General features: G+C 62.1%; 22 protein-coding genes and 1 pseudogene. 13 read left to right on the top strand and 10 right to left on the bottom strand.

Annotated elements, in window-relative coordinates:
* The first annotated feature begins 4 nt into the window (after window positions 1-4).
* The 7 genes from KCG87_RS24090 (at window position 5) to KCG87_RS24060 (ending at window position 7,827) form a co-directional block, all read left to right on the top strand.
* On the top strand, window positions 5-1,006 hold the full coding sequence (locus tag KCG87_RS24090; protein WP_135296170.1) for a polysaccharide deacetylase family protein: 1,002 nt from the start codon (window positions 5-7) through the stop codon (window positions 1,004-1,006).
* Window positions 1,003-2,307: an oligosaccharide flippase family protein gene (locus tag KCG87_RS24085; RefSeq protein ID WP_135296944.1), complete on the top strand. Its 1,305-nt coding sequence runs from the start codon at window positions 1,003-1,005 to the stop codon at window positions 2,305-2,307. Before KCG87_RS24090 ends, KCG87_RS24085 begins: the two co-directional genes overlap by 4 nt.
* Complete coding sequence (locus KCG87_RS24080; protein WP_210558973.1) at window positions 2,304-4,235, top strand: hypothetical protein; 1,932 nt, start codon at window positions 2,304-2,306, stop codon at window positions 4,233-4,235. The genes KCG87_RS24085 and KCG87_RS24080 overlap by 4 nt, the downstream gene beginning before the upstream one ends.
* 202 nt (window positions 4,236-4,437) lie before the next feature.
* Window positions 4,438-5,127, top strand: a complete 690-nt coding sequence (locus KCG87_RS24075) for an N-acetyltransferase (RefSeq protein ID WP_134786787.1) — start codon at window positions 4,438-4,440, stop codon at window positions 5,125-5,127.
* 4 nt (window positions 5,128-5,131) lie between these two features.
* Entirely contained in the window at window positions 5,132-6,316 is a 1,185-nt protein-coding gene (locus KCG87_RS24070; protein WP_210558974.1) for a GNAT family N-acetyltransferase, read from the top strand.
* Window positions 6,288-7,079, top strand: a complete 792-nt coding sequence (locus KCG87_RS24065; protein ID WP_210558975.1) for a ChbG/HpnK family deacetylase — start codon at window positions 6,288-6,290, stop codon at window positions 7,077-7,079. The genes KCG87_RS24070 and KCG87_RS24065 overlap by 29 nt, the downstream gene beginning before the upstream one ends.
* Before the next feature lie 55 nt (window positions 7,080-7,134).
* Window positions 7,135-7,827, top strand: coding sequence for an N-acetyltransferase (locus KCG87_RS24060; RefSeq protein WP_210558976.1), 693 nt, complete (start codon window positions 7,135-7,137; stop codon window positions 7,825-7,827).
* Between the two features lie 135 nt (window positions 7,828-7,962).
* Here KCG87_RS24060 and KCG87_RS24055 read toward each other — a convergent pair whose 3' ends face one another.
* Window positions 7,963-8,769 (bottom strand): class I SAM-dependent methyltransferase, encoded by an 807-nt coding sequence (locus KCG87_RS24055; RefSeq protein WP_210558977.1) that lies wholly within the window; start codon window positions 8,767-8,769, stop codon window positions 7,963-7,965.
* Window positions 8,770-8,844: 75 nt separating this feature from the next.
* On the opposite strand from KCG87_RS24055, the pseudogene KCG87_RS27525 reads away from it, so the two are divergent.
* Window positions 8,845-8,959, top strand: a pseudogene (locus KCG87_RS27525) (metal ABC transporter ATP-binding protein); the annotation flags it as partial.
* Window positions 8,960-9,169: 210 nt separating this feature from the next.
* On the opposite strand, the gene KCG87_RS24050 reads toward KCG87_RS27525, so the two are convergent.
* Window positions 9,170-10,057 (bottom strand): LysR family transcriptional regulator, encoded by an 888-nt coding sequence (locus KCG87_RS24050; protein ID WP_096796201.1) that lies wholly within the window; start codon window positions 10,055-10,057, stop codon window positions 9,170-9,172.
* A 129-nt stretch (window positions 10,058-10,186) separates the two neighbouring features.
* Here KCG87_RS24050 and KCG87_RS24045 point away from each other — a divergent pair, with 129 nt between their 5' ends.
* Together KCG87_RS24045 and KCG87_RS24040 are read left to right on the top strand one after the other, a co-directional pair.
* A complete protein-coding gene (locus KCG87_RS24045; RefSeq protein WP_097088731.1) occupies window positions 10,187-11,203 on the top strand; it encodes an alpha/beta hydrolase in 1,017 nt (338 codons plus the stop codon).
* A gap of 207 nt (window positions 11,204-11,410) precedes the next feature.
* The gene (locus KCG87_RS24040; protein WP_210558978.1) at window positions 11,411-12,838 is read left to right on the top strand and encodes a mechanosensitive ion channel family protein; all 1,428 of its coding nucleotides are present in this window, start codon (window positions 11,411-11,413) and stop codon (window positions 12,836-12,838) included.
* A gap of 191 nt (window positions 12,839-13,029) precedes the next feature.
* Here KCG87_RS24040 and ycaC read toward each other — a convergent pair whose 3' ends face one another.
* From ycaC to KCG87_RS24015, 5 genes are all read right to left on the bottom strand, one after another.
* Window positions 13,030-13,653 carry an isochorismate family cysteine hydrolase YcaC gene (ycaC, locus tag KCG87_RS24035; RefSeq protein ID WP_003226320.1) on the bottom strand — a complete coding sequence of 208 codons (624 nt, stop codon included), beginning with the start codon at window positions 13,651-13,653 and terminating at the stop codon, window positions 13,030-13,032.
* Between the two features lie 68 nt (window positions 13,654-13,721).
* Window positions 13,722-15,560: an amidohydrolase gene (locus KCG87_RS24030; RefSeq protein WP_123588412.1), complete on the bottom strand. Its 1,839-nt coding sequence runs from the start codon at window positions 15,558-15,560 to the stop codon at window positions 13,722-13,724.
* A gap of 30 nt (window positions 15,561-15,590) precedes the next feature.
* The gene (locus KCG87_RS24025) at window positions 15,591-16,217 is read right to left on the bottom strand and encodes an antibiotic biosynthesis monooxygenase (RefSeq protein WP_123588413.1); all 627 of its coding nucleotides are present in this window, start codon (window positions 16,215-16,217) and stop codon (window positions 15,591-15,593) included.
* Window positions 16,210-16,626 carry a DoxX family protein gene (locus tag KCG87_RS24020; protein WP_098964597.1) on the bottom strand — a complete coding sequence of 139 codons (417 nt, stop codon included), beginning with the start codon at window positions 16,624-16,626 and terminating at the stop codon, window positions 16,210-16,212. The genes KCG87_RS24025 and KCG87_RS24020 overlap by 8 nt, the downstream gene beginning before the upstream one ends.
* Before the next feature lie 214 nt (window positions 16,627-16,840).
* Window positions 16,841-17,764, bottom strand: coding sequence for a LysR family transcriptional regulator (locus KCG87_RS24015; RefSeq protein ID WP_027611588.1), 924 nt, complete (start codon window positions 17,762-17,764; stop codon window positions 16,841-16,843).
* Between the two features lie 307 nt (window positions 17,765-18,071).
* Between KCG87_RS24015 and KCG87_RS24010 the strand changes: the two genes are divergently transcribed.
* A complete protein-coding gene (locus tag KCG87_RS24010; protein ID WP_210558979.1) occupies window positions 18,072-18,527 on the top strand; it encodes an AraC family transcriptional regulator in 456 nt (151 codons plus the stop codon).
* A gap of 34 nt (window positions 18,528-18,561) precedes the next feature.
* Here KCG87_RS24010 and KCG87_RS24005 read toward each other — a convergent pair whose 3' ends face one another.
* The gene (locus KCG87_RS24005) at window positions 18,562-19,131 is read right to left on the bottom strand and encodes a flavodoxin family protein (protein WP_096796193.1); all 570 of its coding nucleotides are present in this window, start codon (window positions 19,129-19,131) and stop codon (window positions 18,562-18,564) included.
* Between the two features lie 355 nt (window positions 19,132-19,486).
* Here KCG87_RS24005 and KCG87_RS24000 point away from each other — a divergent pair, with 355 nt between their 5' ends.
* Window positions 19,487-22,294, top strand: coding sequence for a winged helix-turn-helix domain-containing protein (locus KCG87_RS24000; protein WP_210558980.1), 2,808 nt, complete (start codon window positions 19,487-19,489; stop codon window positions 22,292-22,294).
* Here the strand turns inward: KCG87_RS24000 and KCG87_RS23995 are convergent.
* Entirely contained in the window at window positions 22,259-23,728 is a 1,470-nt protein-coding gene (locus KCG87_RS23995) for a winged helix-turn-helix domain-containing protein (RefSeq protein WP_210558981.1), read from the bottom strand. The genes KCG87_RS24000 and KCG87_RS23995 overlap by 36 nt on opposite strands.
* 90 nt (window positions 23,729-23,818) lie before the next feature.
* The gene (locus tag KCG87_RS23990; RefSeq protein ID WP_134786797.1) at window positions 23,819-24,769 is read right to left on the bottom strand and encodes a GlxA family transcriptional regulator; all 951 of its coding nucleotides are present in this window, start codon (window positions 24,767-24,769) and stop codon (window positions 23,819-23,821) included.
* 220 nt (window positions 24,770-24,989) lie between these two features.
* On the opposite strand from KCG87_RS23990, the gene KCG87_RS23985 reads away from it, so the two are divergent.
* The gene (locus KCG87_RS23985; RefSeq protein ID WP_095136690.1) at window positions 24,990-25,712 is read left to right on the top strand and encodes a pirin family protein; all 723 of its coding nucleotides are present in this window, start codon (window positions 24,990-24,992) and stop codon (window positions 25,710-25,712) included.
* The last annotated feature ends 19 nt before the right edge of the window (window positions 25,713-25,731 follow it).

Here is a 25,731-nt window from a genome sequence, read left to right as displayed (position 1 = left end):
AGCCATGGCGATCAAACAATTAATAAAACGCACCAGTGGCTGGCTTTACCTCAACTCGCCCGTGGGACGAAACCAGTTGCACGGCGCCGGGGTGATTCTGATGCTGCATCGGGTGCTGGCCAACGACCGCGCCGCCGACTTGCCGCACCGCAATGAGCTGTGTGTCGGGCCCAAGGCGTTCGAGCACCTGCTGGTGTGGCTGCGCCGGCACTTCGATTGCGTGCCGCTGATGGACATCCTCACGCCCACCGCATTGCGCAGCGAACGCCCACGGGTGGCGCTGACCTTCGACGATGGCTGGCGCGACAACGCGGTCAATGCGTTCCCGTTGCTGCAAAAACACCAGGTGCCGGCGAGCATTTTCCTCTCCACCGATTTCATCGGCAGCCGTCAGCGCTTCTGGTGGGAAAGCCTTGGCGAAACCCTGTGGGGCAGCCACGGCGAAAAGGCCCGCATGCACTTGATCGAATGCCTGCACGTAATCCACCACCCGGTGCCGGTGCTGGTCGACGACATCGACGTTGATCGCCGCAGCCTGTCGCTGCTGCATTACCTGCAAAGCCTGAAAACCCTTGAACCGGCGATGCTCGAACGCCTGACCGACGAATGCCCGCCCGAAGCGCAGCCGCAAGCGCTGGACTGGCATCAGGTACGCGCGCTGGAGGCTTCGGGGCTGGTGCGTTTCGGCCCGCACGGCGCCAGCCACGCGATCCTCACTGAACTGGACGATGTGCGCCTGAGCGAAGAAATCAGCCGCAGCCGCGACGCCCTGAACAATGGCTGCAACCGGCCGTTGCCGGTGTATTGCTACCCCAACGGCAACAACGACGATCGCGTGCGCAAGCAGATTGCTGCCCACGATTACCCGTTCGCCCTGGGCACCGGCACCGGCATCTATCGCGGTGAAGGCGATCCGCTGAACCTGCCGCGTTTCGGTGTCAGCCAGCGTACTGCGCGCAACCCGGAGTTGCTGTCGTGGCGCATCTTTCGTGGCAACCGCCCATGAGCCGCAGCCACTATCTCAAACACTTGGCGCTGAGCATGGGCACCAAACTGGCGATGATCGCCCTGCGCCTGCTGCGCAACGTGTTACTGGCGCGGATCCTCGGGCCGAGTGAACGCGGGTTGTTCGCGTTGCTCAGCACCTTGCCCGACCTGATCAGCGCTGCCACCAGTGGCGGGTTGAATTCCGCCGTGGGTTATCAGGCCGCCAAACAACGGCCGATGGGCCTGCTGCTGAGTCAGGTGCTGGTGTTCGGTTGCTTGCTCGCGGGTCTGCTGACCCTGCTGGTAGTGGCGCTGGTCCGTGAGTTCGGCAGTGAACTGGATGTCACCGTGCAGCTTGGTCTGCTGGCCTGGCTGTTGCTGCTGGCGGTGCCGCTGACCGTGCTGAAAAGTGGCCTGCTGACCCTGCACAACGCCTCCGGTGGCGTGGTCGCGTTCAACGCCTTGCGTCTGACCGAATCGCTGGCGCCGTTGCTGCTGTTTCTCGCGCTGTTCTGGATGTGGAAAAGCGCGGCGCTGGAAGCGGCGCTGATCAGCTGGCTGGCCGGGATCAGCCTGGTGGTGCTGGCCGGTTGGGTCTGGCTCAAACGCGCGCAACCGCTGCAGTTGCAATGGGATCGCGCCAGCCAGAACGAACTGCTGCGCTACAGCGCGCGCAGCCATCCGGACCTGCTGTTCCAGCAAGTGATTCTGCGCTCGGATTACCTGTTCATCGGCGCCCTGCTCGGCAGCACCGCGCTGGGTCATTACGCGATGGCCAGCGCCGCCGCCGAACTGCTGCTGATCGTCCCGGAAGCGGTGACCACGCCGCTGATGAAGCGCCTGCTGCAACAGGACGAAGGCATGGACAAGGTCACTCCGCTGGCCCTGCGCCTGACCGCCACGGTGATGCTCGGCGCGTGCCTGAGCATGGCAGTGATCGGCAACTGGCTGATCGTCACCCTGTTCGGCATCGCCTACCAACCGGCGTATCCGGCGCTGCTCGCCTTGCTGCCGGGGCTGCTCGGCCTATGCTACGCGAGCATCCTGCGTCTGGACCTGCTGGGGAAAAACCGCCCCGGCACGGTGTCGCTGCTGATGGGCCTCGGCGCCCTGCTCAATCTGGCGCTGAACCTGGTGTTGATTCCGGCCTACGGCATCGTTGGCGCAGCGGCGGCTTCATCGATTGCCTATCTGGCCGTCACCGTGGCGATGCTGGTGTTGTACTGCCGTTTGAGCGGCGTGGCGTTCTGGCAAACTTTGATCATCCTGCCCAGTGACATCGCGCCGATGTGGCAGATGTTGCACCGGAAGGCCGCATGAAAGGCCTGGTCCTGCTGCTCGGTCTCGGCCTGTCGCTGGACGCCTTTGCCGCGTCGATGCGCTGGGGCGAGATCCGCGACGGCAGCCTGTACCTGCAAACCGACCGTCCGGACACCGTGACCGTGCGCTGGACACCCGCGTGGCAGGCCGAGGCCAACGAAGAGCATCTGTACCTGCTCGACGGCCAGGGCAAATTGCAGGGCGAGCGCGTGATCAAGGCCAGCGAAACCCGCGGCACCCAGAACTGGGCGTTGCTGCCGGGTGCCGCCAGTTATCGCCTGGAAATTCCCGGCTACAGCTTCCGCAATTACCGGGTCGAACACGACGAGCACACCGTGGCGCTGTTCGAACCGGCCAAGGTGCATTTCAGCGCGCAGACGCAGAACGGCGACGAGTTGTATTTCAAGGTCGCGCCGGGGGAACACGCGGTGCTCGCCGGCAAGTTCCATGGCGGGGTCAATGCGTTGCAGACGCAGCGGGTGGGCGATGATCAGTCACTGACGCTGACACTGACACTGACACTGAAACCCTATCGCGCCTATTGGCAGTTCGATCAACTGGCGTTGCCGGTCAGCGAGCGCGAACAGGTCTGGCGCCTGCGCCTGCAAGGCAGCGGCAAAGCGGCGTTCTGGCTCGACGGCACGGCCAATCGGTTTGCGCAGACTCCGCAGCAACTCAAACCCGTGCGCGAAGAGACCGGCCAGATCCACCTGACCCTGCACGACAAAATCCTCGGGCGCACGCCGGATCTGGGCATCGCCCTGCCCTACGTGATGCCACCCGCCAGTAGTCACGCGGTGCTGGATGCGCTGAAAGCGACCGCCGCCAGCTACTACAGTTTTGTCGATGTCACGGCGAAGAATCCGCACTTCGAAGACGCGTTCCGCCAGGCTTATCAGGAGCGCTTCGGCATCCGTCAGGACATCACCTTGCTCGCCGGCAGCCTGCGTCAGGCCGATCTGCGCGCCGACGTGCAAAGCAATGGCGGCCTCGATGCATGGCTGGCCGGCACCCGCGCCTTGGGCGGCAAAGGCACGCACTACATCGGTTTTGCTGATGAGCCGAACCTCAACTATTCGAGCTTCGAGCAATACCGGGCGATTTTCACCAGCATGGCCAGGCAGGTGCGCAGCGATCCGGCGAATGCCAAGGCCGGCGTGCGCATCGCCATGCCGGCCAGTTCACGGCTGGTCAACGGGCCGTTCGCCGACAACGCGGCCGACAAGCGCGGCATCGACTGGGCGCGGCGCTTGCTCGGCGAGTCCGCCGAGCAGATCGACGCGCTGGCGTGGCACGAATGGATGATCCGCGACCTGCTCGCCACCCGGGTCTACCGCGACAGCGTGCGCCGCGCCGCCGAACTGGTCGGCCTCGACGCCCACGGTCAGCCGCGCAAAGCCTTGCTGCTGGATCAGACCAATATGTCCAGCGGTTCCAGCCTCAGCCCGTACGATCAGGAGACGCACTACGCCTCGCTGTGGTGGGCGTCGGTGGTGATCAACGCTTCGCAAGACGGTTTGCTGAGCATGCTCAACTGGTTTCAGGCCGCTGATGAACCGCAGTACCCCAAGGGCATGATCCGGGTTTTGGGCGATGAGCGTTTTGAGCTGAAACCGGTGGGTCTGGCCCAGCAGTTCATCGCGCAGCATTGGCTGCACCAGGTGCTGTGGCTGGAGAACGATGGCTTTGAAGTCGATGTGCTGGCGATGGCCGGCGACGAGCAGCGGGGCCTGCTCGGTGTGAACAAAGGCACGCGTTTGCAGCGCGTTGATCTGAGTGGCGCCAAGTGCCCGCTGAACAACGGTGCGTTGCGTTACTTCGGCGCGGACAACCGCAGCCGCGACGCGCCGTTTGCCTGCCGCGATGGACGCGTCAGCTTCGACTTGCCAGGGGAAACCCTGTTCGCGTTGAGCTGGAGCGCGTCATGAACCCAATCCCGAATATTGCAAAACGCAAGGCGAACACAACCTGTAGCGAGGGGATTTATCCCCGATCGATTGCGCAGCAATCGCCGCTTTTCATCTTGAAAAACTGGGGCCGCTTCGCAGCCCATCGGGGATGAATCCCCTCGCCACAGGAATTCCCTCACCACAAGGGTTCGCCGTGCCAAAGAGTTCAGGAGTACAGAACATGGGTACCGTCAGCAAACTCAGCCAGCACATCAAACAAAAAGGCCTGCGCGCCACCCTCGCCAAGGCGTGGAAGCACTACGTGTTTTTTCATCAGGAATTGCTGTGGATGGAACGCGATCTGGTCAGTCCGGTGCCACCGCACAGCCTCAAACCGTATCCGCCGCTGCGGGTAGTGAAGATCACCGCCGACAACGCCAGCGCCTTTGCCCGCTACTTCGGCGACCGCGTCGGGACCATGGCCGAGCTGGCCAACGAAGGCCACACCGGACACATGCACCTGGACGATCAGGGCGATGCCGTGGCGTTCATCTGGGGCAGCGCACGGGACTACTTCGACCGGCATTACTACGGCTGCCTGTTCCCGGTGAAACCCGGCGAGTTCTTCGAATTCGGTGGCGAGCTGACCCGTGCCTACTGGGGCAGCGAACTCTCGGTGGACCTGCAACTGGAACTGTGGAAAGCCATGGCGGCCCAGGGCTGCGACAAGGTGGTGGACGTCTGCGAATTCCACAACGTCCCGGCGCTGAAACTGCATCTGCGCATGGGTTACACCGAGCAAGGCCGGATCATGAACGTCTACACCCTGTTCGGTCGCTGGCACTTCTACCGCGAAACCCGCTACAGCGGTTCGCGACTGGATGCGCTGCGCAAACCGTCCCGTCCACCTGTCACAGCCACGGCGGTCTGAGCCTATGACGGCGCGATTCGAATGGCGCACTTCACTGTGCGCCGCCGACTTCCCGGCAGCCGCCTATGAAGCGCTGCGCCTGCAGGTGACGGATCACACGCCGTTCAACCACCTGGGCTGGTTGTGCGCGGCGGAGCAGGCACTGGGCGCGGGTGAGCGCCTGCACATCCTGCTCGGTTGGGAAGCGGACGAATTGCGCCTGTGCCTGCCGCTGGTAGCGGGCCGTGAGCGCTTTGCCGGCGTGCCGTTTCGTGTACTGCACCACTTGGGCTATCCGCTGGCGGACCGGCTGGCGCTGCTGTCATTGCTCAAGGGCGAAGACATGCGCGAAGCCTTGCACCTGATCCGCCGACAGCTGCCGCACGCCCTGCTGCAACTCAACGAATTGTCCGAGCCGGCGGGTGAGGAAAGCGCCCTGACCGAATGGATGGCCCACAGTTCTGCGGGCGAACGCCGCCTCAGTTGCCGGGTGCCGGTGCATCTGATCAGCGACGCGGATCACCAAGAGGTCTCCGGCGACCCGCGCTACAAGCTGCGGCGGGCGCGCAAACGGATTGCCGCGTGTGGCGCCCAGGTGCGACGCATCTGCCCCGACGCGCTGAGCATGGGTCCGCTGTTGCGGGCGATCAGCGAAGTCGAAGCGGTGAGCTGGAAAGGTGACGAAGGCGTGGGGATCTTTGCCAGCGAGCGCAGTCGGCAATGGATCGAACGCGCCTTCACCGCCCTCGCCGGCCAGGGCCTGGTGCGGGTGGTGACGCTGGAACTCAACGGGCGTTGCATCAGCTATCGCCTCGGCTTGCTGGAGCAGGGCCGACTCTACGATTACAACCTCGCGTTCCTGCCGCAATACGCCGATCTGGGCAGCGGCCGGGTGCTGCTGGAGGAATGGATTCGCTGGGGACTGGATGAGCATTGGCGCTGGATCGATGCCTCGCGGGTCAGTCTGGAAAACTCCAGCCACCAACTGCACGAACGCATGACCGGACAACTGGAACACTGGCGCTGGAGTTTCTATTCCTGGCGCCCCAGCGGGATGTTGCTGGGGCTGGGATTGCGGCTCTGGCATCGATTGAAACCGACGGTGCAGCAATGGCGAGCGCGGCGTGCAGCCAAACCGGCATTGCCCACCCCACCTGTCGTCATCACCACGGAGGGCGATCATGCCTCGCCAAGTCATAGTCAACGCTGACGATTTCGGGTTGAGCCCGAACGAAAACGCGACGATCTTCGCCGCGTTTCAGGCCGGGGTCATCAGCTCGGCCACGGCCATGGCCAACATGCCGGCCTTCGAAGCGGCCTGCGCAATGGCCCGGCATCCGTCGCTGCAAGGTCGGGTCGGATTGCATTTCAACCTGACCTACGGGCGGCCGCTGAGTACCTCAATCCTGCGCAGTCGCACCTTCTGCGACGGCCACGGCGTGTTCGATCTGAGCCTGCCACGGCACAGCTTTTGGCTCAGTCGCGAAGATCGCGACGCGGTGCGGGAAGAGTTGCAGGCGCAGTGGCAGCGCTGTGTCGAACATGGCGTGCGACCTAGCCATATCGACTCGCATCAGCACGTGCACAACATCTGGCCGATCGGCGAAATCGTCGCGCGCTTTGCTGCCCATCAAGGCGTGCCGATTCGCCTGGCGCGCAACCTGGGGCAGAACCTCAGTCTGCCGAAACGCATATTCAAAGGTTTGCTCAACTGGCGCTTGCAGAGTCTGGCCGGAGCCACGGCGGACTATGTGTGCACGCCGGTGGATCTGCGTAACGACCCCGCGCCGAGCGACGGCGTGCTGGAAGTCGTTGCCCACCCGAATCAGCTGGGCAGCGATTTCGGTGATGCCTACCTCAATCCCGGAGAATCCCTGAGCCACGTGCTGGAGCAGCGGCTGCCGGGTGTGCCACGGGTGTCCTATGCCGATCTGCACAAGGATTTTTTACGCGGTGCCGCGGCACTCGATTGATTCATCCCCACAACAGCAACATCCACCACACCGGGCTTCGGCCACGGAGGGCAACATGAACGTCATCGGAAAACTGCGTGACCGGATTCGTCAAAAAGGCTTTCGTAACTTCTTCGCCAGTCTGTGGAAGCGCTACGTGTTCTTCCACTGGGAGCTGCTGTGGATGGAGCGCGATCTGGTGACCCCGGTGCCGCCACACAAGCTGCGGCCATACGAGGGAGTGCGCAAAGTCGATATCACACCGCACAACACCGGGGCGTTCGCCAAGCATTTCGGTGACCGCGTGGAAACCATGGCCGAACTCGCCGCCGAAGGCCACACCGGGCACATGTACCTCGATGCTGACGGCCACGCGGTGGCATTCATCTGGGGCAGCATTCGTGACTACCACGATCGCCACTATTACGGCTGCTGGTTCCCGGTCAAACCCGGCGAGTTCTTCGAATTCGGCGGCGAAATGGCCCGCCCGTATTTCGGCACCAGCCTGTCGGTGGACGTGCAAGTCGCCCTCTGGGAAGCCATGGCCGCCCAGGGCTGTCATACCGTCGTGGACACCTGCGAAACGCGCAACATTCCGGCAATGAAACTGCATATCCGCATGGGCTACCACGAGCAAGGGCGCATCACCCACGTTTACGGCCTGTTCGGCCGCTGGCGCTTCTACCGCGAAAGCCGCTACGACGGCTCACGCCTGGAACCCCTGCGCAAACCGGAGCGGCCGGCGGTGAGTGCGGCGGCGCAGGCTTGATTCGGTTGTAAAAGGCATGGCGGCCATTCGGCCGCCATCGCGAGCAGGCTCGCTCCTACAGTGGATTTGTGTACGACACCGATCAAGTGTAGGAGTAAGCCTGCTCACGATGAGGCCAGATGGAGCAACAAATTCTCAGGTTTTGCGAGCGACCAAGGTGAAGCACAACGGCATCTGCGCCTCGCGATTCAGATACTGGTCATACACCTCCTCTCGATTCGAGTGCGCATACTCCTTGAAGTGCGCGATGTTCAGCCCGGCCGCGATGGCGCCGCTGAAGATCGCGCCGAGGGTGTGTACGAACCAGTAGGACTTGGCAGCCTGCTGCTCGACCTTGCCGACGTAGACAATCGGTTCTTCCTGCACGAATGGCTCGGCGCGGAAGTAGGAGCTGGCGAGGCGGTACGGGTCTTCGGCGTCGGGGTCGACCATTTCCAGAAACGGATGGGTTTCGTAGATCACCAGTTTGCCGCCCGGTTTGAGAGTCAGCGCGACATGGCGAAAGAACTCGCCGATGTCGGGCATCCAGTTCAGCACGCCGATGGTGATCAGCGCCACGTCGAAGCGGCTGTGCAGCGCAGCCGGCAGGTGATGGATATCGCTTTCGATGAATTCGGCGTTGTACGGCGAGCGCAGGTTCAACTCACGGGCCTGTTCGAGAAACGCCTCCGATTGATCGACGCCGACCACACTACGCGCACCGAGGGCGAACAGCGACAGGCTTTCGCGGCCGTTGTTGCAACCGAGTTGAATCAGCGCTTTGCCATCGACGCCGACCTGTTCCAGCACGCCACGCAAGGTGTCGTCGAGGCAAGAAAAATCAGCCTTTGACACCTCGTTCAACAGCGCTTGCCATTCCGCCGACTCACGGTGATGACGAGCAGAATCGTTCCACGCCTGTCGATTGCTGTCGATGGCGGTTTTATTGTTGGGCACTTCCATGGCGCACTCCGGGCGATGCTCGTGATTGAGCGGACCCGAGTCTAGAACAGCCCGATCAATACGGTTGTTGCGACTTTGTAAGCCACACCGCCGTTCCACTGTGGGAGCGAGCTTGCTCGCGAAGGCGTCGGCCCAGCCAACATCTTCATTGCCTGAACCACCGCTTTCGCGAGCAAGCCCGCTCCCACAGGGGGTAATGCGGCGGCTTCGTAGAGATTTTTGCGACCGGACCTCATCGCTGCAAAAAGCTCCCACAAGATTTCAGATAGAACGCAAGATTTGCACACGTCACAAAACCTGTGGGAGCGGGCTTGCTCGCGAAGACGTCGGTTCGGCCAACATCTTCATCGACTGACACGACCTCTTCGCGAGCAAGCCCGCTCCCACACTTTTGGCGTGGTCACATCTGGTTGAGGCGTTCGCGCAGGAATTCGACCAGTGCCTGCACCGGGCGCGAAGCCTGGCGGTGCTGCGGATACACCGCCGACAGGGTCAGCGGTTCGGGGCGGTAGTCGTCGAGCACTGGCATCAGCCGCCCGTCCTTCAGCGCCGCGCCGACGATGAACGTCGGCAGATAAGTAATCCCCATCCCCTGCACCGCCGCGTCCCTCAGCAGCTCGCCATTGTTCACCCGCATGCGTCCGGTGACGTTGACCAGCAGCGGCTTGCCCTGCCCCGCGTTGAAGCGCCACTGCACCGAACGACCGTGGCCGTACGGCAGGCAGTCGTGGCTGTGCAGGTCTTCGGGATTGAGCGGCGTGCCGCGTTCGGCCAGATATGCCGGGCTGGCGCAGTACACCCGTTCGATGGCGGCGATGCGCCGCGCAATCAACGTCGAGTCTTCCAGCACACCAATGCGCAGCGCCAGGTCATAACCTTCGCCAAGCAGGTCCACCGGGCGGTCGCTCAAATCCACCTCCACGGTGACATCGCGATAGCGCTGCAGGAACAGCGGCAGCAGACACCCCAGATGCGCGACGGCAAACGACAGCGGCGCACTGACGCGAATGGTCCCGCGCGGCTCGGCGGTCTGCCCGGCGATGCCCTGCTCGACCTGTTCCACTTCGCCCAGCAGACGCAGCGCCGATTCGTAGTAGCTCTGACCCAGTGGCGTGACGTCGAGGCGTCGGGTGGAACGGTTCAACAGCCGCACACCGAGGCGCTCTTCGAGCTGCATCAAACGGCGGCTGACGAACTGCTTGGACAGGCCCAACTGATCGGCCGCAGCAGTGAAACTGCCGGAGTCCATGACCTGGCAAAAAATACGCATGTCTTCGAACGGGTTCATTGTCACTCTCTGGTAGACAGTCAAACGCTTTATAGCCGCTTTTTCACTTTTCGACAGCTCATTAATCTGTGCTCACGGTTTGAAAACAGCCCGACACAACACCAATAACTTTCGAAAATGGAATTGAGCATGAACATCAAAAAAACCCTGACCGCATCCCTCCTCGCCCTGTCCATCGGCAACGCGTTCGCTGCCGGTAGCCCGGGTGTCGAACACAACACCCAGGCGTTTCTCGAAGCCCTCGCCGCCGGCGGCGGCAAACCGCTGGAGCAACTCAGCCCGAAGGATGCCCGTGCAGTGCTGACCGGCGCTCAGGCCTCGGTAAAGGTTGACCTGTCCGGAGTTGAAGTCAGTGACAAGGCAATCAAGGTCGATGGCCAGACGATCAACCTCAAAGTGGTGCGTCCGGCCAAGGTCAAAGGCGAATTGCCGGTGTTCATGTTCTTCCACGGTGGCGGTTGGGTGTTGGGTGATTACCCGACCCACCAACGCCTGATTCGCGATCTGGTGGTCGGTTCTGGAGCGGTCGCGGTGTACGTCGATTACACGCCGTCGCCGGAAGCGCAGTACCCGACAGCGATCAATCAGGCCTATGCGGCGACCAAATGGGTGGCTGAGCATGGCAAGGACATTGGCGTCGACGGCAAGCGTCTGGCGGTGGCCGGCAACAGCGTCGGCGGCAACATGGCGGCGGTCGTGGCGCTGATGGCCAAAGAAAAGCAGAGCCCGGCCCTGCGCTTCCAGCTGCTGATGTGGCCGGTGACCAACGCACAGTTCGACGACGGCTCGTACCAGCAATTCGCCGAGGGCCACTTCCTCACCAAGGGCATGATGCAATGGTTCTGGGACAACTACACCACCAACCCGGCCGAGCGCGCACAGATCCACGCCTCGCCACTGAACGCCAGCAGCGAACAGCTCAAGGGCCTGCCCGCCGCGCTGGTGCAGACCGCCGAGTTCGACGTGTTGCGTGATGAAGGCGAAGGCTATGCGCGGCATCTGGATGCGGCCGGTGTGCCGGTGACGTCGGTGCGTTACAACGGGATGATTCATGACTTTGGCCTGCTCAATCCGCTGAGTCAGATTCCCGAAGTGAAAGCGGCCGTGCGGCAGGCCGCGGCTGAGCTGAAAACACATCTGAACTGAGCCCCCCTCACTCGCCACACCTGACGGTGTGGCGAGTTTTTTGTCTGCAGGAACCCTTGTGGTGAGGGGATTCATCCCCGATGGGTTGCGAAGCGACCCCGCCGCTAACCAGAAAGGCAGGGGACTGCTGCGCAGTCCATCGGGGATGAATCCCCTCACCACAAAAGCCTCTTCTACACCAACGTTCATGCAGTTCCGGAGATCGCCATGTCCATCCTTCTCACTCACCCACTGTCCTGGAGCGCCGCCCTGCTGCTCCTCGACGCGTTGCTCTGGCACCTCGCTCCGTTCCAGCATCGGGCACCGAGAGTCGGCATTCGCCTGGCGCTGTTTCTGGCGTTCAGCGCATTGATCATCAACGCCGAGATCAGCCCGTTGCAGGCGCCGCTGTTCGCCGATGACCGGGTGATGCAATTGGGCGCAACGGCGTTGGGGATTGTCTGGTGGCTGTACGCCGCGCGGGTGCTCACCGAGGTGATCGGTCTGGCACTGATGCGGCGCATCGGCCACAGCGGTCGGCTGTTGCAGGACGTGATCGGTGCGCTGGTGTTTCTGGCGGCGATCGTCGCGGCCGCCGGCTATGTGCTGGAACTGCCAGTCAAGGGCTTGCTGGCGACCTCCGGCGTAGTGGCAATCGTCGTTGGTCTGGCGTTGCAAAGCACCTTGAGCGACGTGTTCTCGGGAATCGTGCTCAACACCACCAAGCCGTATCAGGTCGACGATTTCGTGGTGATCGACGGTGTCGAGGGCAAGGTGCTCGACATCGACTGGCGCGCCACGCATCTGTTGACCAGCAGCGGCACCCTGGCGGTGGTGCCGAACTCGGTGGCGGCCAAGGCGAAGATCGTCAATCTCAGTCGCCCGACCAACCTGCACGGGGTGTCGATCAGCATCAAGGTGCCGAATCACATTCGCCCGCGGCGGGTGCTCGACGCCCTCGACCGCACGCTGCAGGGCAGCAGCAGTCTGCTGCTCAATCCGCCGCCCAAAGCCGTGTTGAAAGAGGCCGGCGAGGAGATGTCGGAGTACGTCGCCAGCGGCTTCATCAGTGAGCTGAGCAAGAAAGGCGAAGTGCGCAATCAACTGTTCGACCTCGCCCATCGACATCTCGAAGCCGCAGGAATTTCCCGGCATCCCGATGGCGTGATCGAGCCCTCGACCCGCGCCCGGGCGTTGCTCGATGAAGTGAAAGTTTTCCGCTCGCTGAGCCATGAAGAACGTGATCGCCTCGCCGAATCGATGGTCGCGCAGCAATACGCGGCCGGTCAGGTGGTGCTGGGGCTGGATGAAGTGCCCGACAGTCTGTTTGTCATCGCCACTGGTGTGGTCAGTGCAACCGTGCCCGACGGCAACGGCCAGACCGAGGCCGGACGCATGGGGCCGAGTGAGGTCATGGGCGAACAGAGCATCCTCGCCGATACCCCGTCGCAAGCCACGTTCACCGCGCTGACGTCGAGCATCATCTATCGCCTCGACAAAGCGCTGACCCGCCAATGCATGGAGCAGCGCAGCGAAGTCGGCCAGGCGCTGAACAAATTGCAGGCGGTGCGACAGCAGAACAGCCGGCTGGCGTTGATGGCCAAACCGGTGGCAGTGCGCAAGGGTGGTTTGTTGGGTTGGCTGCAAAAGCGCTGATGCGAGAGCAAGATCAAGAGCCCCCTCACCCCAACCCTCTCCCCCAAGGGGGCGAGGGGGAAAGGGAGCCGATCTCCGTGTACTTCAATTTCGCAGATCGGCTCGGTATTGCAGGTCGGCGTATCGCGAACAAACCCCTCGGTCAGTCCCCTCTCCCTCTGGGAGAGGGCTAGGGTGAGGGGCTTCAGGCATCACTTGGCCGTGAACTTGGTGTAGCTGTTGATCAGGTTGCGATAGTTCGGCAGGCGTTCGGACAGCAGATGCGCCAGGCCTTCCATGTCGTTGCGCCAGTCACCTTGCAGCTCGCACGCCACCGAGAACCAGTTCAGCAGGTGTGCACCGGCGGCCGACATGCGCGCCCACGCGGCTTGTTGCACGGTGGTGTTGAAGGTGCCGGAAGAATCGGTGACCACGAACACTTCGTAACCTTCAGCAATGGCCGACAGGGTCGGGAATGCTACGCAGACGTCCGTCACCACACCGGCGATGATCAGTTGCTTGCGGCCGGTGGCCTTGATCGCCTTGACGAAATCTTCGTTGTCCCAGGCATTGATCTGGCCAGGGCGCTGAATGAACGGTGCATCGGGGAATTGCTCGCGCAGCTCAGGCACGATCGGGCCGTTCGGGCCGGCATCGAAACTGGTGGTGAGGATGGTCGGCAGCTTGAAGAACTTGGCGATGTCGCCCAGCGCCAGCACGTTGTTCTTGAACTCGTTAGGGGTGAAATCCTGTACCAGCGAGATCAGACCGGTCTGGTGGTCGACCAGCAGCACGACCGCATCATCTTTGTTCAGACGCTTGTAGGGAACGCTCATGGGAAACTCCTCGGTGGATGGTTGTTGCGTGACGCGCCGACCGGTTGGCCGGCGCTTTTTTGTAGTGATCAGAAAGCGAAACAGGAACAGCCGAACGCGCCCCAGAAACCGGCGAAGTCGCTGACCGGTGCGTTCGACAGTCGGGCTTTTTCATGGCTGTGCGCGTGCACTGCGCAAGCACCGACGCACTGGTGCACTTGCGCCTGCAAAGGCGAGTTCGGGCGCCAGTGGCCCGGCACCTTGACCACCGGCGACCAGTCCGGCAGCACGGGGATCGAGCGTGGGCCGAGGTCTTCGAAATCGCCGGCGGCGTAAACGATCTTGCCGCCGACCACGGTCAGCACCGACTCGATCCACTTGATCGCTTCTTCTTCGACGTGGAAGAAGTCCGCGCTCAGCGCCGCCAGATCCGCCAGTTGCCCGACCTTGATCTGGCCCTTCTTGCCCTGCTCCGACGAGAACCAGGCGCTGCCGTGGGTGAACAGTTCCAGTGCGGTAGTGCGCGGCAGACCTTCTTCGTACAAGGCCAGACCGCCGACGGTGCGACCGCTGACCATCCAGTACAGAGATGTCCACGGGTTGTAGCTGGATACCCGGGTGGCATCGGTGCCGGCGCCGACCGGTATGCCTTCGGCAAGCATGCGTTTGATCGGCGGCGTGGCTTCGGCGGCTTTCGCGCCGTAACGGTCGACGAAGTATTCACCCTGGAACGCCATGCGATCCTGAATCGCGATGCCGCCGCCCAGCGCCCTCACCCGCTCGATGTTCTGCGGGGTGATGGTTTCCGCGTGGTCGAAGAACCACGGCAGACCGTTGAACGGAATGTCACGATTGACCTTCTCGAACACGTCGAGCATGCGGCTGATCGATTCGTTGTACGTGGCGTGCAAACGGAACGGCCAGCGCTGCTCGACCAGATGGCGCACCACCGGTTCCAGCTCCTGTTCCATGGTCTGCGGCAGGTCCGGACGCGGTTCGAGGAAGTCTTCGAAGTCGGCGGCGGAGAACACCAGCATCTCGCCAGCGCCGTTGTGCCGCAGGTAATCGTCGCCCTGATGCAACTTGACGCTGCCGGTCCAGTTCTGGAAATCAGTCAGCTCTTCTTTGGGCTTCTGGGTGAACAGGTTGTAGGCGATGCGCACGGTCAACTGATCATCCTTGGCCAGTTGCTCGATCACCTGATAGTCATCTGGATAGTTCTGGAAACCACCGCCGGCATCGATCGCGCTGGTCAGGCCGAGGCGATTGAGTTCGCGCATGAACTGCCGGGTCGAGTTGACCTGATAGTCCAGCGGCAGCTTCGGCCCCTTGGCCAGCGTCGAGTACAGAATCATCGCGTTGGGTTTTGCCACCAGCATCCCGGTCGGATTGCCGTTGGCATCACGGACGATCTCGCCGCCCGGTGGGTTCGGTGTGTCGCGGGTGTAACCGGCGACGCGCAGTGCGGCGCGGTTGAGCAGCGCGCGGTCGTACAGGTGCAGGACGAACACCGGGGTGTCTGGCGCGGCCTGATTGAGCTCTTCAAGAGTCGGCATGCGTTTTTCGGCGAACTGGAATTCGTTCCAGCCACCGACCACACGCACCCACTGCGGAGTCGGCGTACGGTCGGCCTGCTCCTTGAGCATGCGCAACGCATCGGCCAGCGACGGTACGCCTTCCCAACGCAGTTCGAGGTTGTAGTTGAGGCCGCCACGGATCAGGTGCAGGTGCGAGTCGTTGAGGCCGGGGATCACGCAGCGTCCGTGCATGTCGATCACTTGCGTGGCCGCACCACGCAGGGCCATGGCCTGGGTGTCGTTGCCAACGACGACAAAGCGGCCGTCCTTGATCGCCACGGCACTGGCCAGCGGCTTGCTGCGGTCTACGGTATGAAATTGGCCATTGAACAGAATCAGATCGGCGTTCATCGCAGTTCCTTTCGAGTAGATGAATGGGTGTCAGCGTGACGGCTGTTTCGCCGGCTCGACGTGAGCATGGGCCTGACCGGCTTCCAGCCACGGCGCGAACAACCGGGTCACGCGGGGCATGAACACGTACACCACCGACAGGACGATGGTCAGGGTGATCAGGAACGTGGCGACCACGTAGTTGGAAAGCAGCGGATGCAGCTTGAGCAGCGGCCCCCAGATCAGCGGCACCAGCAGCGTGTGCGGCAGAATCACCAGCAGGGTGATCACCGCTTGCTTCCAGCGCGGCGGCGGCTTCGCGGCATCGGCCAGCGGCGCGAACCAGAATTCGTTGACCGGTGCGACTTCGGTCTGGTCGCCATCGGCGAGCATCGGCGCCGCCTCATCCACCAGCGCCTGACGCTGCGGCGACTCCAGCCACAGCTGCATGGCCTCGGTGGAGCAGAAGCGCAAGACGCAAGTGTAGGTGTCCAGGCCGGCCAGTTTGCCGCGCACCACGTCGACCCCGAGGTGACCGTCGCGCTGCCCGGCGACCCTGACGATATTGCGCAACCACGCCTCATAAGGCTGTTCAAAACCGGCCTTGACCCGGTGCTTGACGATCAGGGTCACCGTTTCACCGACCCCCGGTGCTTTTGGACTCAGGGCTTCAGGCATAACGCAGCACTCCGGGCAGACGAACATTGAGCGCCAGGCGTCCCGGCCCGGCGATAAACACAGTGGCGAACAGGATCAACAGCAACCAGCCGAATTGCCCCTCGGCCACACTCCATTGCGGATGCACGACCAGCAGCGCCACCAGCAGAACAAAAAGAATAGGCAAGCAGGCCAATCGCGCCAGCACCCCGGCGACGATCAGTAGCGGGCAGAGGACTTCAGCGAAAATCGCCAGGCAGAGTGTGAGGTGCGCACCGAGGTGGAACGGGTCTTCGATCTGCTGCAATTGCGCGTTGAAGTCCAGCAGCTTGGGCAAACCGTGGACCCACAGCAGGAACAGCCCGCCGCTGACCCGCAGAAACAGCAGACCGACATCCTGTGCCTGTTCATCGTGTTGTGATGCGCTCATGACCCTACCCTTTAATCCTTATCGGGTTGAATCATGCTCGGTGCGGGCGAGGGAAAATTGAATGGATGTGCTCTCTTTCAGGCGAGTCGGATTCCTGTGCGAGCGAGCCTGGTGCGGGCGGCGATCCGACAGTGGCGTCCGGTCAGCCAGCATCATTGTTGAATGACACACCGCTTTCGCGAGCAAGCCCGCTCCCACAGGGAAATTTGGCGCGTCAGGAATGCGGGATATCCAGCGGCGCCGCCATGAACTGGCTGATCCGCGAACGCAGCCAGCGCTCGGCCGGGTCGTTGTCGTGCACCCCGCTCCAGGCCATCGAGAGCTGTGCGGCGTCGATCGGGAACGGTGGATCTTCGGCGCGCAAGGCGCAGCCTTCGACCAGCGCGCACGCGGCATAGTCCGGCACGGTAGCAATCATTTCAGTGCCGGCGAGCAACGCACGCAAACCGCTGAACTGCGGCACGCCGAGCACCACGCGCCGACGCCGGCCAACTTTGGCCAGGTCCAGGTCGATGTTGCCGCTCAGGTCACCGGAGAACGACACCATCGCGTGCGGGCGCTCGCAGTATTCGTCCAGCGTCAGCGGCCCCGGACGATCATCGCCGCGTAGCACTTTGCAGGGAATGTCGCGCAGTTTCTTGCGCTTGGCGTTGGCCGGCAGATCGGTGGTGTAACTGACCCCGACCGAGATTTCCCCGGACGCCAGCAGCGCCGGCATCAACAGATAATTGGCACGGCGCACCACCACGACAATCCCCGGTGCTTCCTGCTGAAGCTGTCGCAGCAGCGGCGGAAACAGACCGAACTCGGCGTCGTCCGACAGGCCGATGCGGAACACGTCGCAACTGCTCGCCGGGTCGAACTCCTTGGCCCGGCTGACCGCGCCGGAGATCACATCCATCGCCGGTTGCAGCTCCTGCAGAATCGCCAGCGCGCGGGCGGTCGGCTCCATGCTGCGACCGTTGCGCAGCAGCAACGGATCATCGAACAGGTCGCGCAAACGACCCAGCGCCGCACTGACCGCCGGTTGGCCCATGAACAGTTTTTCAGCGACGCGGGTCAGGTTCTTTTCGAACATCAGCGCTTCGAAAATCACCAACAGGTTCATGTCGACGCGACGCAGATCGTTACGGTTCATGGGCTCGTGTTCCTTGCTTGAGAAGTCGTGTTCAGTCAGGTGCGATAGCGCCGTACTTTACTCGATCAACGGTACGTTGGCCGCGCGTTTGTATGGGCCGTATTCCACCGGTATCCATTGGAAGTGTTTGTCGAGGGCAGCGACTTGCAGCGATGTGCTGAGTTCAACGTTTTGCGGCGCAATTAACAACGTTTAACTCGTCAGTCTTCCGGCCCCGTCCAACAATGAAACCCTCTGCGAAACATTGTTTTTTTGACCAGAGGGAAACGTGCCGAGCGTGCGTTGCCCCCCGACACGGACATTGGCCATGGCTCACTTACAACAAACAGTCGCCCTCGCCCCCTCCAGCGAATCTTGCACACCGCGCATCGGCGGCCTCAGTCCGCAACGCGAACGGCGGGCCAAACAGTTGATCCTCGATCGCCTGGGTGAAAGCCTGGAAGTCACCGAACTGGCAGAGGCCTGTTCGTTGTCACGCAGTCATTTTTCCCGGGCGTTCAAATGCAGTACCGGACTCTCGCCACAGGACTGGATCCGCACCCAGCGCATCGCTCGCGCCAAGCAGTTGATCCGGCTCACCCACTTGAGCCTGACGCAGATCAGCCTGGAGTGTGGCTTCTGTGATCAGGCACATTTCTGCCATATCTTCACCCGCAGCGAAGGGATCAGCCCGTTCGCCTGGCGGTGTCGTGAGGTGCCGGGCATGAAGCCCGAAAGACCGCAATCAGCGGCCGCGCCTGTCGGCATACGCCTGGCGGTCTAGACGCTGTCGCGCGCCAAGCTCATTTCCCTGCGCTTCATTGCTGCCTCAAGCGCTGCGCTACTTGCGCCACCCGCTCGCCCAGGTGTGCCGCCGTACGCCGGTCTTCGAGCGGCGGCGCCTGCTCGGGGGGCTGTTCGACATTGGATTGGGACATGGCCCCGAGCGCGCTGCCCAGACGATTCAACTGTCCATCGAAGCAGCCCGCCGCCGAGCGCGCCGGGAGCAGGTCGAGCCCCACCCAGATCATCGAATGCTGCGCGGCGAACACCGCCATTTGCAGCAATGTATTGAGCTTGTCGCCGCACAGGCTTCCGGAATTGGTGAACCCGGCGGCAACCTTGTTACGCCATGGTTTTGCCAGATAGAACGCCGCGCTGGCCTCCATGAAATGCTTGAAACCCGCCGACGCGCTGCCCATGTAAGTCGGCGCACCGAAAATGATCGCGTCGGCGCGGTGCAACTCATCCCAATAGAACTCGACCTCTTCTACCGCCACCAACCGACAGGTACTGCCCAAGTGCCGTTCGACGCCCTGCGCCACGGCTTCTGCCATGACGCGAGTGTGGCCATAGCCGCTGTGATAGACCACCACCACGTTGCTCATTGCGCCGCCCTCCGCTCAGGTGCACTCCATTGCAGCCATCAGGTCCTGGCCTGAGGCCAGGCTTGATTCAGCGGATTTTTGGGGTTGAAGCGAACACAGACGAGTTAATCGTTGTTAATTGTCCGCGAGACAAAGCGCTGGTCTGAACATTGCAGCGAGCAAAAATGCCGATCGCTGCATCACTTTCGAGCATTGCCGGCAATCTGCACGTTGCACTGACGCCAGAACCTGCGGAATATGTCCGCAAAACTGCGGATTAGAAGGCTTGCGTGCCGCTGACGCTGATCCGCGCTGCCCTTCACGGAGGCTTCACACGCCGTGGGCAGGATTATAAAAATTTCGCAGGAGTGAGCTGTTGAGTCTTCCCCCGAATCAGGCCCTCGGTTTCGGCCCCTATCGGATTCAGCCCGGCAAACGGCTGCTGCTTGAAGGCGAGCAGCCGTTACGCCTGGGCCGACGTGCCATGGATATTCTGCTGATCCTGCTGGCGCATGCCGGCGATGTCGTGAGCAAGCAGCAACTGATTGCCGGCGTGTGGCCGGACAGCGTCGTCGAAGACATCAATCTGCGGGTGCACATGGCGGCGTTGCGCAAAGCCCTGGGCGACGGTCAGGGCGGGCAGCGATACATCGTCACGGTGGCGCAGCGCGGCTACAGCTTTGTCGCACCGATCAGGCTGCAATCGATCGAACAGCACACCTGCGCAGAGACCGGCACCCGGCATAACCTGCCACTGCGCCGCACGCGAATGATCGGCCGCCAGCCGCTGGTCGACAGCCTGATCAGGCAGTTGCCGCGCCAGCGCTGCATCACACTGGTCGGCCCCGGCGGCATCGGCAAAACCACCGTGGCCCTGCGCGTTGCCGAGCAGATGATCGGCCACTATCGGGACGGTATCCGGCTGCTGGATCTGTCGCCGATCAACGACGCACGAATGATCTGCTCGCACCTGGCGGCCCTGCTGGATGTGGTGCCGCATGACAACGATCCGCTGACCCACCTCGTCAATGCGCTGCGCGAGCGCCAGATGCTGCTGGTGATCGACAATTGCGAACACCTGATCGACGCCATGGCACTGCTCAGCGAGAGCATTTTGCGCGGTGCGCCGCAGGTTCACATTCTGGCCACCAGCCGCGAGAGCCTGCGTGCCGAAGGCGAGTATGTGCAACGTCTCGAATCCCTCGATTACCCGCCGCCGATTGCCGTGCTTGATCGTGCGCAGGCGTTGAGTTTTTCGGCACTGCAACTGTTTGCCGAACGCGCCCTGGCCGCGCACGAGGGCTTCGAATTGAGCGACGCCGAGTTGCCCGATGCGCTTGAAATCTGTCGGCGTCTGGACGGCATTCCGCTGGCGCTGGAGCTGGCGGCGGCGCAGGTTGGAGAACTCGGCCTGCAGGGTTTGCTCAGCCAGCTGCAAGGGCGTCTGCCGGTATCGGCTGCCGGCAATCAGAGCAGCGTGGAGCGCCACCAGACGCTGCGTGCCACGCTGGACTGGAGCTTCAACCTGCTCACCGATTGCGAACAGACCTGCCTGCGCCGGCTCGGCGTGTTTCGGGGTGGCTTCACGCTGGAGTCCGCCGCTGCGGTGATCGGTGGACAGCAGATCCAGCCCGGCGAGGTGTTCGGTTCGATCACCCAACTGGTCGCCAAATCGTTGCTCAACGTCGAAGTCGGTGACGAGGAAGTGTTCTATCGGTTGCTCGACACCACGCGCAGGTATGCCCTGGAAAAACTCGAGCAAGGCGCCGAACTCGCCGAAACCCGCGAACGCCACGCTGAACGTTGTCTGGCGCTGATGTATCAGGCGCAGACCGATTGGGAAACGACCTCAACCGCCCTGTGGATCGAACGCTACGCACGCGGTCTGGAAGACCTGCGCGCGGCGCTCGACTGGAGTCTGAACGGCGCAGGCCCCAATGATGTGGGGATTTATCTGGCCGCGACCTCGGCGCCCCTGTGGCAAGAGTTGTCGCTGCTCAAGGAATACGGCGGTTACGTGCGTCAGGCGCTGGCCCTGCTGGAAAACGCTGCCGAACCTTGCCCTCGGGTGAAGATCGCGCTGAAACTGGCGCTCGGCAGCGCCTGCTACCACACCTGGGGTGGTACCCCGGAAACCATCGCCGCATTCGTCGATGCCCATGCGCTGGCGCAAGCGTACGACGACGTGGCTGGCCAACTGCGTGCGGTGTCCGGGCACATGGCGGTCAACCTCAGCTGTGGCCACTATCGGTCGGCGCTGGAACAGAGCGAGCAGTTCGATCGACTCGGCCTGCACGGCGACCCGCAGCTGTCGCTGAGCACACATCGCCTGCGGGTGTTGGCGCTGCATTACGCCGGCGACCAGCAGCAGGCACGCCTGCATGCCGAGCAAGTGATTCAGCGCATGGCGCAAAACGGCAACCCCAACCGCTTCACCCATGGCTTCGGCGTGCAGTACGACCAGAGCGTCGCCTCGCTGACGGTGCTGGCCCGGGTGTTGTGGCTGCAAGGTTTCCCTGAACAGGCCTGGCGTACGGCCAGGCAGGCACTGGACATCGCCGTGCAAATCAACCACGGCACCTCGATCTGCTACACCCTGGCGCTGGCCAGTTGCCTGATTGCTCATTACAACGGTGACCCGCAAAACGCCCGTGCTTTGCTGCAGCTGTTGCTGGAGCAGGCGCAGAAGCATTCCGTATTGCTGTTCTATCGCTGGGCACGGCAATACGCGCAGGTCCTCGACGCCGATGCCGCCGTGCCGATAGCGACCGATGACAGCGGCCTGATCAGGGAAATCATGGTGACCCTGGACAGCCGCTTTGTTGATGATGCGTTGCTTGAGCGGGCACACAGCGGAGCGGCAGGCTGGAGCACGGCGGAGATTCTGCGGGCTCGGGCCGATCGCATGTTGCTTGAACAATCGGCTTGCCCCGACAGCAGCACCCGGCAAGCCGAAAAGGTCTTGCTCCAGGCACTGTCGATCGCGCAAACCCAGGGCGCCCTGGCCTGGGAACTGCGCAGTGCTACTTCGCTGGCGCAGTTGTGGCAACGGCAGAACCGCTACCGCGAAGCACTGGAGTTATTGAACCCGATCTATCAACGCTTCACCGAGGGCTACGCCACCCCGGACCTGCGCAAGGTGCGCTGGTTACTCGACGAGTTGGGCCGCCAACTGCGAGCCTGACACCCAACGACTGCGGCTGACGAAGCGCGCATGCCGACGCTCGTACTCGTTGGATTCACCGCTGCGCTCCAGTTGCTCGCGGGCGTATCGACGAGTGGTGTTGAGCATGCGATAGCGCAACCCGGCACTGCCCCGCTCCACCGCCAGCAAAGACTTCTGCGCCAACCGATCAATCATCAGGGCCAACGTCGACGGGGGTAATAGCGTGCAACTGATGACGCCCATCGCCACATCAATGGCAAACGCCGTTTTGAAGACCGACAGGCGTTGCAGCACCCGCTGTTCCTGCTCACTCAGGTGCTGATAGCTCCAGTCCAGCGCGGCTTTCAGGGTTTGATGGCGTGGCACGGCAGTACGCCGACCATGGCTGAGCAGCTGTAAACAATTGTCGAGTTGAGACTGCAAGCCGACCAACGCCAGCGCATCAATGTGCGCCGCCGCCAGTTCAATCGCCAGTGGCAGCCCATCGAGCCGCCGACAGATGTCGCGCACAGCATTGAGATCCTGTTCACGCAGGGTAAAACCCTGCTGCCGGGCTCGGGCACGACTGACAAACAATTGCACGGCCGAATAGCTCATGGTCTCTTCGACACTGCCCAACGCTGAGGACTTGGGAATGGCCAGTGGCGGCAATATCTGCACGGTCTCCTGACTGGCCTGCAATGCTTCGCGACTGGTCGCAAGAATCGACAACCGTGGCGCGGCCTCCAGTAAACGTTCAACCAGAGCCTTGCAGGCTTCACGCAGATGCTCGCAGTTATCCAGCACCAGCAAGCTGTGACGCGCTGCCAGCGTGACGAGATCGGTTTCGAGGGTGTGCAACAGATAATCGAGCAGTGGCGTGGCGTCGTTGACTACCGCCAGGTCCACCAGCCAGACCCCGTCGCGAAAATGCTGTAACAGCAACTCTGCAGCACGCAACGCCACCGTGGTTTTGCCGACACCCGCAGGCCCCGTCACGGTCATCAATCGGCACAGTGGCAATTGCCGCACCATCGAGCCCACCACTGAATCGCGACCGGTCACCGGCGTCAGCCGCACAGGCAAGTTGTGTTGTGGCGCTTGCAGGTGTTCCAGGGCCACGTGCTCGAAATTGTCGCCGTGCACCGGAGCAACGAAGCTGTAGCCACATTGCGGCACATTGACGATGTAGCGCTGGCCGTTCTCACCGTCACCGAGCGCCCGTCGCAGGGCAGCAATGTGGACGCGAAGATTGATCTCTTCGACCACCGAAGTGGGCCAGACCCGTGCAATCAACTCTTCCTTTCTGACCACTCGGCCTGCACGCTCGACCAGCACCTGCAGAATATCCAGCGCACGCCCGCCCATGCGCAGTTGCCGATCCCCGTCGAGGATCAGCCGTTGGCGCAAATGAAAGGCGTAAGGGCCGAAATACAGGACTGACGCCGAGTGCAAATCGTTGAGGCTGTTCATGCCAACTATCTTGGCAGCCTGCGATGACGGCACAACCTTCACACAGGGCGCAGCACGGACATCCGGGTGCGCACAACGGACAGAACCGCTCTAGCTGAACTGTTCGCGGTATTGCACAGGGGTAAGGCCAAGTTTTTCCGCGAACAACAGACGCATGTGCCGAACACTGCCAAAACCACTCTTGTAGGCCACGGTTTTCAAAGGCAGGTCAGTGGTTTCCAAAAGATTTCGTGCGCAGTCGATACGCGCACTTTGCAGGAACTCCATCGGCGTCATATTGATGTCGCGGACAAACGTCCGCGCGAAGTGCCGTGCACTCATGTTGGCCAATCCTGCCATGCGCTCGACACTGAACACTTCGTCGAGATGGTCCAGGACGTAATTCTGTACTCGGGTGATCGGTGTTTCCTGAGGCGCCACCGCCGCCATCAAGGGGCTGAACTGCGCCTGTCCGCCTTGACGTTTCATCACCACCAGCAGCACTTTGGCGACGTCCTGGGCCAACTTCTTGCCGTGATCCTGCGCCACCAGCGCCAGCGCCAGGTCGATGCCGGCCGTGACCCCGCCAGAGGTGATCAGATTGCGATCCTCAATGAAAATCTGGTCGGTGGCGACGCTCGCCTTTGGAAATGCCTTGATCAGGCGTTCGGTGTAGTTCCAATGAGTGGTCACCCGATAGCCGTCGAGCAACCCGGCATGGCCGAGCACGAAGGCACCGGTGCAGATCGAACCATATCGCTCGGCACAGGGCACCGCCGCTTTCAGCCAGGCCAGCAACGCCGGGTGTTTTTCGTTGTAAGCCCCCGGCCCTCCTGGCACCAGCAGCAAATCGTAGCGCTCAAGGGCTTGTTCGATATGCCGGTCGGTGTGTACCAGCACACCGTTGGACGCACGCAATGGCCCGCGCTCGGTGCCAAGGGTCGTCAGCTGATAGTGCGACTCCGGTTTCAAATAGCGATTGGCCACCGAGAACACTTCCAGCGGCCCGGCCATGTCGAGCAGCAGAAAGTCGGGGAACAACACCATGGCCACGGTTTTCATGGGGTACACATCACTGATAATGAAAAATGGACGGACAAGACTGGCTGAGCATTATGGCCAACTGCGGCACAGTCGTCGGAAAAAAATGCGTGATCGAGCGCACACAACTGTCAACCAGAAAGGGACAGTATTTCAATTTCCATCTACTTATTACCCCGAAGAGTAAACAGTAACCTTCTCCTCACTCGGACGAATTCACGTCCCCCCAGGAGATTTCATCATGCTGACTCTTCGCAAAGCCTCCGATCGTGGCCTCGCCAATCATGGCTGGTTGAAGTCGTTCCACACCTTTTCCTTTGCCAGCTACCGCGACCCGCGTGAACAGGGTTTTTCCGACCTGCTGGTGATCAACGATGACCGCGTTGCCGCCGGCAAAGGTTTCGGCCAGCACCCGCATCGCGACATGGAGATCTTTTCCTACGTGCTCGAAGGTGCGCTGGAACATAAAGACACGTTGGGCACCGGCTCGGTGATCCGCCCTGGCGACGTACAACTGATGAGCGCCGGCAGCGGCGTGGCGCACAGCGAGTTCAACCATTCGGCCACCAAGCCCGTGCACTTTTTGCAGATCTGGATTGTGCCGGAGATCAGCGGCGCCAAACCGCGCTATCAACAGGAGCACTTCAGTGCGCAAAAAAAACGTGGTCGCCTGCAACTGATCATCTCGCCGGACGGCAGCGATGGTTCGCTGACAGTACGCCAGGATGCTCGGGTTTACGCCGGGTTGTTCGACGGCAAGGAAAGCGCCACCCTGAAACTGTCGGCCAACCGTTACGCCTACGTACATGTGGCTCGCGGCAGTGTTGAACTCAATGGCCAGTTGCTGCAGGAAGGTGACGGCGTGCGGGTTCGTGAAGAACAGGCACTGACCCTGAGCAATGGCGTGGATGCCGAAGTGCTGGTGTTTGACCTGCGTCCGCAAGAGCTGCCGCAAATGCCATGAGGCAGGGTTTTCAAAGCCA

The sequence above is a fragment of the Pseudomonas sp. MWU347 genome (assembly GCF_017947305.1).
Lineage (GTDB): Bacteria > Pseudomonadota > Gammaproteobacteria > Pseudomonadales > Pseudomonadaceae > Aquipseudomonas > Aquipseudomonas putida_A.
Note: the sequence above shows the minus strand (reverse complement) of the source record. Positions and strands in the feature narration are given on the sequence as shown.